The following is an 11,006-nucleotide window of genomic DNA, read 5'->3' on the forward strand; positions in this document are numbered from 1 at the left end:
AGTCGGCGGTCGCCTTCGGCGCGCTGCTCAGCCAGGGCATCGGCGACACGATCCGGGTGTCGCTGTCCGCGCCGCCGGCCGAGGAGGTCAAGGTCGGCATCCAGATCCTGGAGTCCCTGGGGCTGCGGCAGCGCCGGCTGGAGATCGTCTCCTGCCCGTCCTGCGGGCGTGCCCAGGTCGACGTCTACAAGCTCGCCGACGAGGTGACCGCCGGACTCGAGGGCATGGAAGTGCCGTTGCGGGTCGCCGTCATGGGGTGTGTGGTCAACGGACCCGGCGAGGCGCGGGAGGCCGATCTGGGGGTGGCCTCCGGCAACGGCAAGGGGCAGATCTTCGTGAAGGGCGAGGTCATCAAGACCGTCCCCGAGTCGAAGATCGTCGAGACGCTGATCGAAGAGGCGATGAAGCTCGCCGAGCAGATGGAGCAGGACGGCATGGGGCCGGGGGAGCCGGCCGTCACCGTGAGCTGAACAGCACGGAACCGAAGGGGGCCCGAGCGTGACGATTCTGGAGACCATCCGGGGACCACGCGACCTGAAGGCGCTGTCCGAGCCGGAACTCGGCGAACTGTCCGACGAGATCAGGGAGTTCCTGGTGCAGGCGGTCGCCAGGACCGGGGGGCATCTGGGACCCAACCTGGGGGTGGTGGAGCTCACCGTCGCCCTGCACCGGGTCTTCGAGTCGCCGGTCGACCGCATCCTGTGGGACACCGGCCACCAGAGCTACGTCCACAAACTGCTGACCGGACGCCAGGACTTCTCCAAGCTGCGCGGCAAGGGCGGCCTGTCCGGCTACCCCTCGCGCGAGGAGTCCGAGCACGACGTCATCGAGAACAGCCACGCCTCCACGGCGCTCGGCTGGGCCGACGGGCTCGCCAAGGCCCGCCAGGTGCAGGGGGAGCGGGGCCACGTCGTCGCGGTGATCGGCGACGGAGCCCTGACCGGTGGCATGGCCTGGGAGGCGCTGAACAACATCGCGGCCGCCAAGGACCGCCCGCTGATCATCGTCGTCAACGACAACGAACGCTCGTACGCCCCGACCATCGGCGGCCTCGCCAACCACCTCGCGACGCTGCGCACGACCGACGGTTACGAGCGGGTCCTCGCCTGGGGCAAGGACGTGCTGCAGGCCACGCCCCTGGTCGGCAACACCCTGTACGAGGCCCTGCACGGCGCGAAGAAGGGCTTCAAGGACGCGTTCGCCCCGCAGGGCCTGTTCGAGGACCTGGGCCTGAAGTACGTGGGCCCGATCGACGGGCACGACATCGGGGCGGTGGAGTCCGCCCTGCGGCGCGCGAAGCGCTTCCACGGACCGGTCCTCGTCCACTGCCTCACCGAGAAGGGCCGCGGCTACGAACCCGCCCTCGCCCACGAGGAGGACCACTTCCACACGGTCGGCGTCATGGACCCGCTGACCTGCGCGCCCCTCTCCCCGGCGGGCGGGCCCTCGTGGACCTCGGTGTTCGGTGACGAGATCGTCAGGATCGGCGAGGAGCGGGACGACGTCGTCGCGATAACCGCCGCGATGCTGCATCCGGTCGGCCTGGGCAGGTTCGCCGAGCGGTTCCCGGACCGGGTGTGGGACGTCGGTATCGCCGAGCAGCACGCGGCCGTGTCCGCGGCGGGCCTGGCGACGGGCGGCCTGCACCCGGTCGTCGCCGTCTACGCCACCTTCCTCAACCGCGCCTTCGACCAGCTGCTGATGGACGTGGCCCTGCACCGCTGCGGGGTGACCTTCGTGCTGGACCGGGCCGGTGTCACCGGCGTCGACGGGCCCTCCCACAACGGCATGTGGGACATGTCCGTCCTCCAGGTCGTCCCCGGCCTCAGGATCGCCGCGCCGCGGGACGCCGACCAGCTGCGCGCCCAGCTGCGCGAGGCGGTCGCCGTCGACGACGCGCCGACGCTGCTGCGCTTCCCGAAGGAGTCCGTCGGCCCGTCGATCCCGGCGATCGACCGGGTGGGCGGACTGGACGTGCTGCACCGTGCGCCGGAGCCGCAGGTTCTGCTGGTGGCCGTCGGCGTGATGGCGCCCGTCTGCCTCCAGGCCGCCGAGCTGCTCGAAGCCCGCGGCATCGGCTGCACCGTCGTCGACCCCCGCTGGGTCAAGCCCGTCGACCCGGCCCTGCCCGGTCTCGCCGCCGAACACCGCATGGTCGCCGTCGTCGAGGACAACAGCCGGGCGGCCGGGGTCGGCTCGGCCGTGGCGCTGGCCCTGGGCGATGCCGAAGTCGACGTCCCGGTGCGGCGCTTCGGGATCCCGGAGCAGTTCCTCGCGCACGCCAAGCGCGGCGAGGTGCTCGCCGACATCGGCCTGACACCCGTCGAGGTCGCCGGACGGATCAGCGCGAGCCTGACCGTGAAGAAAGAGCTGTCCAAGGAGCCCCAGGAATGACCACCGCCGAATCCGCGTCGGAGTCGTCGCAGGCCGGGGAGTTCGACCTCGGCAGACTGCTGGCCCGACGCGGAGCCGAGCGCTACGAGCTGCACACCCGGTACCTCAACCACCAGCTCCCGCGCATGCTGCACACCATCGGCTTCGACAAGGTCTACGAGCGCGCCGAGGGCGCCTACTTCTACGACGCGGACGGCCGCGACTACCTGGACATGCTCGCCGGGTTCGGGGTGATGGGGCTCGGCCGCCACCACCCCGTGGTGCGCAAGGCGCTGCACGACGTCCTGGACGCCCAGCTCGCCGACCTCACCCGGTTCGACTGCCAGCCGCTGCCCGGCCTGCTGGCCGAGAAGCTGCTCGCACACAGCCCGCACCTGGACCGGGTGTTCTTCGGCAACAGCGGTACGGAAGCGGTCGAGGGAGCGCTGAAGTTCGCCCGCTTCGTCACCCGCAGGCCCAGGATCCTGTACTGCGCGCACGCCTTCCACGGCTTGACCACCGGCTCCCTCTCCGTCAACGGCGAGCCCGGCTTCCGTGACGGCTTCGCCCCGCTGCTGCCCGACACGGCCGTACCGCTCGGCGACCTCGACGCGCTGGAGAGGGAGTTGAAGAAGGGCGACGTCGCCGCCCTGATCGTCGAGCCCATCCAGGGCAAGGGCGTGCTGGAGGCCCCGCCCGGCTATCTCCTGGCCGCCCAGGAACTGCTGCACCGGCACAAGGCGCTGCTCATCGCCGACGAGGTGCAGACGGGCCTCGGCCGTACCGGCGACTTCTACGCCTACCAGCACGAGGACGGCGTGGAACCGGACCTGGTGTGCGTGGCCAAGGCGCTCTCCGGCGGCTACGTGCCGGTGGGCGCCACGCTCGGCAAGGACTGGATCTTCAAGAAGGTGTACTCGTCGATGGACCGGGTGCTGGTCCACTCGGCGAGCTTCGGGTCCAACGCGCAGGCCATGGCGGCGGGCCTGGCGGTGCTGTCGGTGATGGAGAACGAGCAGATCGTCGCCGGCGTCCGCACCACCGGGGAACTGCTCAGATCCCGGCTCGCGGCGCTGACGGACAAGTACGAGATGCTCGCCGACGTCCGCGGCCGGGGCCTGATGATCGGCATCGAGTTCGGCCGGCCGAAGTCTCTGAAGCTGCGCAGCCGCTGGGCCATGCTCCAGGCCGCGCGCAAGGGCCTGTTCGCGCAGATGGTCGTCGTACCGCTGCTCCGGAAGCACCGGATCCTCACCCAGGTCTCCGGCGATCACATGGAGGTGATCAAGCTGATCCCGCCGCTGATCATCGGCGAGCGGGAGGTGGACCGGTTCGTCGACGCCTTCACGGCCGTGATGGACGACGCGCACGACGGGGGCCTGGTGTGGGACTTCGGCAAGACGCTCGTCAAACAGGCGGTGGCCAACCGCTGATTCTTGCCTCAGAGGCAAGAAATTTGCCGCCAGGGCAAGGCTCCGGCTGAATGGAGCCATGAGCTCCTCCGAGACCGAGCGGCCCTCCGGGGCCGCCCCGTCGGCTGACCGGGCAGCGGATCCGCTGCCCGCCGTCGCGCCACAGCTGCGGTCGTTGCGGCGCCAGGCCTCCCTGACCCTGGAGGCCGCGGCCCGCGCCGCCGGACTGTCGCCCGCCCACCTCTCCCGCCTGGAGACCGGGCAGCGCCAGCCATCCCTGCCGATGCTGCTCGCGCTCGCCCGCGTCTACGGTACGACGGTCGCCGAGCTGCTCGGCGAGACGGCCGCCGCCCGGGACGCCGTCATCCGCGCCGCCGACATGGAACCGACCGCGGCGGGCGGCTGGACGTACTGGCAGGCCGGCGCGCCCGCGCGCGGGATGCAGGCCCTGCGCGTCCACGTCCCGTACGGCTCCCAGGGCGACATCGTGCGCGTCCACCCCGGCGAGGAGTGGCTCCACGTGCTCCGGGGACGGCTGCGACTGCGCCTCGGCGACACCACGCACCAGCTCGCGCCGGGCGACAGCGCGCACTTCGACTCGCTGACCCCGCACCGGATCGCCGCCCAGGACCCGGACGGCGTCGAACTGCTCTTCGTCCACACCCTCTTGCAGAGCCCCACGGCCGCCCTGTGCCTGGGCCCCACCCCAGGAGACATGCCGTGAAGGACATGGAGGAGAAGTTCCCCCGCGCCCTGTGGGTGCGGCTGTTCATCTACCTCGTCGTGGGCCATGTCTTCGCGGCCTTCGTGTACCTGCTGTTCGAGGTGGGGGCCAAGTAGCCGCCGGGCCGGCGCCGTACGTCAGTCGAGCAGCCGCTCGCGCAGCCGCTCCCGGGCCTCAGGCGTGAGCCCGAGCCCCTTCTCCAGATAGGCGTCGACGCCGCCCCACGTCTCCTCGATGGTGTCGAAGGCCGCCGCCAGGTACTCGGCGCGCGCGTCGAACAGGGGGCTGAGCAGCTCCATGACCTCGGGGGAGTAGGCCGAGGCGGCGGAGCTGCTGCGGTGCACCTTGTAGCGGCGGTGCTTGGCGTTGGACTTCAGGTAGTCCTCGAGGATCGCCTCGCGTTCGACACCCAGGGCGAGCAGCGTCACCGCGATGGACAGACCCGCCCGGTCCTTGCCCGCCGCGCAGTGCATCAGGGCGGGGACGCTGTCCTCGGCGAGTGCGTGCAGCACCTGGGAGTGCTCGGCCGTGCGACTCCTGATGATCATGCGGTACGAGGCGATCATCCGGTCCGCGCCCTTGCCGTCCGAGAGGATCGCGCGCAGCTGGTCGAGGTCGCCGTCGCGGACCATCTTCCAGAACTCGGCGCCGTCGGCGGGGTCGCTCAGCGGCAGGTTCACATTGCGCACGCCCGGCAGCTCGACGTCCGGCCCTTCGAGCTTCTGGTCGGCCGCGTTGCGGAAGTCGAAGATCGTGTGCAGGCCCAGGGTGGTCAGGAAGGCGGCGTCCTCCCCGGTCGCATGGGCGAGGTGGCCACTGCGGAACAGCACTCCCCGCCGCACCCGTCGTCCGTCCACGGTCGGCAGTCCCCCCACATCGCGGAAGTTGCGCACTCCGGCCAGCTCGGGCTCGGTCGACGGGACCTGCTGTGTCACGTGGGCTCCTCCCCATCGGCGCCGCCGGCGCGGCTCGTCGACGGGCACCACTCGACGATACGACATGCCTGCCTGGGGCAATGAGTTGTCCACAGGCGTTGCCCGGAGCGCCCGAAGCCCCCGATGATGTTGGCGCCTGGTCGCACCTGGTCGGGCTTGTTCGAATCTGTGAGGCCATGATGCTGGACATCTCCGAAGACGGTCGTACGTGGGTGCTCTCCGGGCCGGCCAGCAGCTACGCCGTCCACGTCACCGACCGCGACGAGCTGCTGCACCTGCACTGGGGCGCCCGGATCGGCCTGGCCGACGCCGAGGCCCTCGCCGTCCGGCCGCTGCCGGACTACTGGCCCTTCGAATCACCGCTCGACGGGCGCGAGGAGTACCCGGTCGAGGGCGGTCCCCGTTTCGCCCGGCCCGCCCTGTCCGTACGCACCGGCGAGCGGCGCGGCACGGAGTGGACCTACGAGGGGCATGACGCCGAGGACGGTGAGCTGCGGCTGCGCTTCCGCGACGGCGACCTCGCCGTCACGCTGCACTACCGGATGCGCTCCTCGACGGACGTCGTCGAGCGCTGGGTGACCCTCGACAACCACGGACCCGCCGTCGAGGTGCTGCGCGCCGACTCCGCCACCTGGACCCTGCCCGACCGCGACACCTGGCGGCTGTCCCAGCTGCACGGCCGCTGGGGCGCCGAGTCCCGGCTGGAGCGCTCCGCCCTCACCCACGGCGAGAAGGTCATCGGCAGCCGCCGCGGCCACACCGGTCACCAGCACCTGCCGTGGGTCGCGCTCGACACCGACGCGACGGAGGAGCGCGGCGAGGTCTACGGATGCGCGCTGGGCTGGTCCGGGTCCTGGCGGATCGCCGTGGCCCAGCTCCCGGACGCGCGCGTGCAGATCACCGGCGGGGCCGGGTACGACGACTCGGGCCTGCTGATGCTGGGCACGGGGGAGTCGTACACGACCCCCGTCTTCGCCGGGCTCTGGACCGACGGCGGCTACGGCGGGGCCAGCCGCGCCTGGCACGCCTACCAGCGGGCGTACGTGATCCCGGGCGCCGACCAGGACCGGCCGGTGCTGTTCAACTCCTGGGAGGCCACCGAGTTCGACATCTCCGAGGAGCAGCAGCGGGCGCTCGCCGAGCGGGCCGCCGCCATGGGCGTCGAGCTGTTCGTGGTCGACGACGGCTGGTTCGGGACGCGCACCAGCGACCGGGCCGGACTCGGCGACTGGACCCCCAACCCCGACCGTTTCCCGGGCGGCCTCAAGCCGCTCGCCGAGCACGTGCACGGCCTCGGTATGCAGTTCGGGATCTGGGTCGAGCCGGAGATGGTCAACCCGGACAGCGACCTGTACCGCGCGCACCCGGACTGGGTGCAGTACCAACCGGGACGAAAGCGGACGGAGTTCCGCAATCAACTCGTACTGAACCTCGCCCGTGTGGACGTTCAGGAGTACCTCTGGGAGCAGCTCGACGGGCTCCTCTCCAGCGCCCCGATCGACTACGTCAAGTGGGACTTCAACCGCTGCTTCACCGACGCCGGCTGGCCGGACGACCCCTACCCGCAGCGTCTGTGGGTCGACCACGTCCGTGCCCTGTACGCCCTGCTGGACCGGCTGCGGGCCGCACACCCCGGGGTGGCCTTCGAGTCCTGCTCGGGCGGCGGCGGCCGGATCGACCTCGGCGTGCTCGGCCGCACGGACCAGGTGTGGACCTCGGACAACACCGACCCGCTCGACCGGCTCGCCATCCAGCACGGCTTCAGCCAGATCCATCCGGCCCGGGTCATGGCCGCCTGGGTCACCGACAGCCCGAACGCCATGCTCAACCAGCGCGCCAGCTCACTGCGGTTCCGGTTCGTCAGCGCCATGGCCGGGGTGCTCGGGGTCGGCGGCGACCTCACGAAGTGGACGGAGCGGGAACTCGCCGAGGCGCGGGACTGGGTGGAGCTGTACAAGGAGATCCGGCCGGTGGTGCAGCGCGGCGAGCTGCACCGGCTGCGCCCGCCGGAGGGTGGCCTGAGTGCCGTGCAGTACGTGCTCGGCGACGAGAGCGTCGTCCTCGCCTGGCTCCAGGCGCAGCGCTACGGCGAGCCCGTTCCGGCGCTCCGGCTGCGGGGCCTGGACCCCTCGGCGTCGTACGAATGCCTCAAAACGGGCGAAGTTCACCGAGGTGCCGTGCTGCTCCACCACGGGCTGCGGGTCGGTCTGCGCGGGGATCTGGACGCCACCGTCGTCCGACTTAAGCGCAAGTAGTCGTTCTGTCCGAATAGAGAGCGCTTCGGTTATTTAGGCATAACGTGCCCCGGTCGTAAAGGAGATGAGGCCGGGGTGCGTGAGCATCGTCATATTCGTGACGATGTGTTGTTGCCATGTGCACGTAATTCCCGCGTCATTCAGGGATATTGAGGGAAGTGATTGATCGGTAATCCACGCTCCGTGACGGAAAATGTGCCGGTGCGTCAAGAAAAACGCCGTCACAGGCAACCGCACGCTTGTCCCTTTGCGTCCTGGTCGCTTACGTTCCACACCAATCCGGACGGACGCCTAATCCTGCCGCCGCCCGGAGCCCGCACACACTGACCCGACGTACGGCAGGAGCGGGGGACCCACAGGTAAGACGCCTGTTCCGGTTCCCGGAACGGCTTGGGGTTAAGCCGCGCCTCGGCGTGGCCGGGCATCTCCAGTCCGAACCCGACAGCTCACCTCGCAGGCGACGGAGAGGAATTCGCCATGCCCGCGAAGGGTAAGCACCGCCGCCCGAAGAACCAGCGTTTCACCCGCTCCATCGCCATCGCCGGAACCGGCGGGGCCGCTCTCGCTCTTCCGCTCATGGGAGCCGCCGGCGCCCACGCCGCCACTCCGCAGTCGGCTCCGGAAAAGGCCGTCCAGTCCGCTCCGGCCGCCGAGAAGAAGGCCGCCGAAAAGGCCACGGGCGTTCGCACGTACACCGTGCGGGCCGGTGACTATCTGGCGAAGATCGCCGACGAGCAGAACGTCGACGGCGGCTGGAAGAAGCTCTACGCGGACAACCGTGACGCCGTCGGCGACGACCCGTCGCTGATCCACCCGGGCCTGAAGCTGTCGATCGGCAAGAAGGCGGCGGCGAGCGAGTCCAAGTCCTCGGCCCCGGCGAAGCCCTCGGCGTCCAAGTCCTCCGCCTCCGAGTCGTCCTCGAAGCCGGCCGCCGCCAAGCCGGCCGCCGCGGCCTCCAGCGGCTTCACCCTCCCGGTGGAGGGCGCCACCGTCGGCACCCCCTACCACATGTCCGGCAGCATGTGGTCCAGCGGCTACCACACCGGTGTCGACTTCGTCGTCCCGACCGGCACCTCGCTCAAGGCCGTCGGCGCGGGCACGGTCGTCTCCGCCGGCTGGGGCGGCGCGTACGGCAACCAGGTCGTCATCAAGCTGAACGACGGCTTCTACGCGCAGTACGCCCACCTGTCCCAGCTCTCCGTCTCGGCCGGCCAGACCGTGACCGCCGGGCAGCAGATAGGCCTGTCCGGTGCCACCGGCAACGTGACCGGACCGCACCTGCACTTCGAGATCCGCACCACGCCGGACTACGGCTCGGACGTGGACCCGGTCGCCTACCTGCGCTCGCACGGCGTCTCCGTCGGCTGACCGACCGCACGACCACCTGCCTGACACGCGACCGAAGGCCGGACCCCGACCCCCGGGTCCGGCCTTCGGCGTGCGTGGTGCGCCCTTCCGGTCGCCTCAAGGGATCGACAGCGGGCGGCAGTTGGGACACAGTGATCCCGTCCGGAGCGCAAGCGCTTTCTAGAGCCTTCCAGACGGATCCCGAAGGAGATGTGTCCCGTGCCGACCACCCGCAGGGCGTTCGGAGCCCTGACCGCCGGAGCCGCCCTGGCGGCGCTCGCCCCGACGGGGGCCGCGTACGCCGCCCCCCGGCGCCGCCGTCTCATCGCCCACGACGACTTCTGCCACGGCCTCGGCCAGTGGGCCACCGAACTCCAGGACGGCGGGACGGTCACCGCCTCCCGTGGCGTCCTTGAGATCGACGTACCGAGCGGCGCGACCGTCTGGTTCAGACGGCGGCTCGAAGGCCCGTACGTCCTGGAGTACACCGCGACGCCTGTGTCGGAGGGCGGGGCCAACGACCGCGTCTCGGACCTCAACAACTTCTGGAACGCGACCGACGTCCGCTCCCCGGACGATCTCTTCGCCACCCCGCGTGGTGGGGCGCTGGCGGAGTACGACCACCTGACGACGTACTACGCCGGTTACGGGGCGAACCACAACACCACGACCCGGCTGCGGCGGTATGTCGGCGAGCCCGGTGTCCGGCCCCTGGTCTACGACTACACCGAGCCGCTGCTGGTGCCGGGTGAGCCGAACCGGGTGCGGATCGTCTCCGACGGTTCGACGGTGCGGTGGTGGAACAACGGGAGGCTCGTGTTCGACTACAGCGATCCGGAGCCGTACACCACTGGGCACTTCGGCTTCCGGACCGTGTGGAGCCACTTCCGGATCGCAGGGTTCCGGGTCTGGGAGTCGCGGGCTCGGGATTGAACCCGCAACGTCACTGACTCATAGGCTATTCCGGAGTTGGCGAACACTTTAGGAGTGGCTTATCTCACCGCCAGTCAACCCCTTCCTACGGTCGCGTAAGTCACATTCGAAGGTGAATCATGAGCTGCTGTGGCAGACGATTCGAAGAGTGACAGCAGAGCAGTGATCGGGTCGTACGTGGCGGTGGGGGACAGCTTCACCGAGGGCGTCGGTGATCCCGGCCCCGACGGGGCGTTCGTCGGCTGGGCCGACCGGTTCGCCGTCCTGCTCGCCGACCGCCGGCCCGAAGGCGACTTCCAGTACACCAACCTCGCCGTGCGCGGGAAGCTCCTCGACCAGATCGTGGCGGACCAGGTTCCGCGGGCTGTCGAAATGGCCCCGGACCTCGTCTCGTTCTGCGCCGGGGGCAACGACATCCTCCGGCCCGGCACCGACCCGGACGAGGTGGCCGAGCGCTTCGAGCGGGCCCTCGTGCGGCTCACCGCCGTGGCCGGCACCGTGATGGTGACGACCGGGTTCGACACCCGGGGGATGCCCGTGCTCAAGCACCTGCGGGGCAAGATCGCGACGTACAACGGGCATGTCCGGGCCATCGCCGACCGGTACGGCTGCCCGGTGCTCGACCTGTGGTCCCTGCGCAGTGTCCAGGACCGCAGGGCCTGGGACGCCGACCGGCTGCACCTGTCGCCCGAGGGGCACACGCGGGTGGCGCTCCGCGCGGGGCAGGTGCTCGGGCTGGAGGTCCCGGCGGACCCGGAGCAGCCGTGGCCGCCGTTGCCGGCGCGGGGGCCGCTTGAGGTTCGGCGGGACGATGTGCACTGGGCGCGGGAGTTTCTGGTCCCGTGGATCGGGCGGCGGCTGCGTGGGGAGTCGTCGGGGGACCATGTGACGGCGAAGGGTGCGCTCTCGCCGGAGGACATCAGGATGCGGATCGCTGCGGTGGCGTGAGGGGGCGGGTGCCTGCGGTGGTTGGGCCGGGGTGCCTGCGGCGGCCTGCGCGGCTTCGGTGGGGGTGCGCGTAGCGCCT

General features: G+C 70.6%; 10 protein-coding genes and 1 riboswitch. Of the genes, 9 read left to right on the forward strand and 1 reads right to left on the reverse strand.

The genetic code is table 11. The features are described 5' to 3' along the window. The 5 genes from GTY47_RS26025 to GTY47_RS26045 form a co-directional block, all read left to right on the forward strand. The coding region (locus tag GTY47_RS26025) for a flavodoxin-dependent (E)-4-hydroxy-3-methylbut-2-enyl-diphosphate synthase (RefSeq protein ID WP_010044656.1) at nt 1–470 on the forward strand (470 nt) is incomplete at its 5' end. A 28-nt stretch (nt 471–498) separates the two neighbouring features. Continuing rightward, entirely contained in the window at nt 499–2,394 is a 1,896-nt protein-coding gene (dxs, locus tag GTY47_RS26030) for a 1-deoxy-D-xylulose-5-phosphate synthase (RefSeq protein WP_010044657.1), read from the forward strand. Next, entirely contained in the window at nt 2,391–3,806 is a 1,416-nt protein-coding gene (locus GTY47_RS26035) for an aspartate aminotransferase family protein (protein WP_010044658.1), read from the forward strand. Before dxs ends, GTY47_RS26035 begins: the two co-directional genes overlap by 4 nt. Before the next feature lie 58 nt (nt 3,807–3,864). Then, the gene (locus GTY47_RS26040; protein WP_010044659.1) at nt 3,865–4,509 is read left to right on the forward strand and encodes an XRE family transcriptional regulator; all 645 of its coding nucleotides are present in this window, start codon (nt 3,865–3,867) and stop codon (nt 4,507–4,509) included. Beyond that, nucleotides 4,506–4,625 carry a DUF6126 family protein gene (locus GTY47_RS26045; protein WP_040903800.1) on the forward strand — a complete coding sequence of 40 codons (120 nt, stop codon included), beginning with the start codon at nt 4,506–4,508 and terminating at the stop codon, nt 4,623–4,625. Before GTY47_RS26040 ends, GTY47_RS26045 begins: the two co-directional genes overlap by 4 nt. 21 nt (nt 4,626–4,646) lie before the next feature. Here GTY47_RS26045 and GTY47_RS26050 read toward each other — a convergent pair whose 3' ends face one another. Beyond that, complete coding sequence (locus GTY47_RS26050) at nt 4,647–5,444, reverse strand: tyrosine-protein phosphatase (RefSeq protein WP_010044661.1); 798 nt, start codon at nt 5,442–5,444, stop codon at nt 4,647–4,649. Between the two features lie 179 nt (nt 5,445–5,623). On the opposite strand from GTY47_RS26050, the gene GTY47_RS26055 reads away from it, so the two are divergent. The 4 genes from GTY47_RS26055 (at nt 5,624) to GTY47_RS26070 (ending at nt 10,927) form a co-directional block, all read left to right on the forward strand. Further along, nucleotides 5,624–7,699, forward strand: coding sequence for an alpha-galactosidase (locus GTY47_RS26055; protein ID WP_029181513.1), 2,076 nt, complete (start codon nt 5,624–5,626; stop codon nt 7,697–7,699). A gap of 311 nt (nt 7,700–8,010) precedes the next feature. Further along, nucleotides 8,011–8,172: riboswitch (cyclic di-AMP (ydaO/yuaA leader) on the forward strand. 4 nt (nt 8,173–8,176) lie between these two features. Continuing rightward, nucleotides 8,177–9,067: a LysM peptidoglycan-binding domain-containing M23 family metallopeptidase gene (locus GTY47_RS26060; RefSeq protein WP_010044663.1), complete on the forward strand. Its 891-nt coding sequence runs from the start codon at nt 8,177–8,179 to the stop codon at nt 9,065–9,067. A 198-nt stretch (nt 9,068–9,265) separates the two neighbouring features. Further along, nucleotides 9,266–9,979, forward strand: coding sequence for a DUF6250 domain-containing protein (locus GTY47_RS26065; RefSeq protein WP_010044664.1), 714 nt, complete (start codon nt 9,266–9,268; stop codon nt 9,977–9,979). Between the two features lie 162 nt (nt 9,980–10,141). Next, the gene (locus GTY47_RS26070; protein WP_010044665.1) at nt 10,142–10,927 is read left to right on the forward strand and encodes an SGNH/GDSL hydrolase family protein; all 786 of its coding nucleotides are present in this window, start codon (nt 10,142–10,144) and stop codon (nt 10,925–10,927) included. Nucleotides 10,928–11,006: the final 79 nt, after the last annotated feature.

It is taken from the genome of Streptomyces sp. SID5464 (assembly GCF_009862985.1).
Taxonomy (GTDB): domain Bacteria; phylum Actinomycetota; class Actinomycetes; order Streptomycetales; family Streptomycetaceae; genus Streptomyces; species Streptomyces chartreusis_D.

Coding starts and splice junctions, on each gene's coding strand:
- GTY47_RS26040 (WP_010044659.1), top strand. CDS start 3,865: ATGAGCTCCTCCGAGACCGAGCGGCCCTCCGGGGCCGCCCCGTCGGCT.
- GTY47_RS26035 (WP_010044658.1), top strand. CDS start 2,391: ATGACCACCGCCGAATCCGCGTCGGAGTCGTCGCAGGCCGGGGAGTTC.
- GTY47_RS26060 (WP_010044663.1), top strand. CDS start 8,177: ATGCCCGCGAAGGGTAAGCACCGCCGCCCGAAGAACCAGCGTTTCACC.
- GTY47_RS26055 (WP_029181513.1), top strand. CDS start 5,624: ATGCTGGACATCTCCGAAGACGGTCGTACGTGGGTGCTCTCCGGGCCG.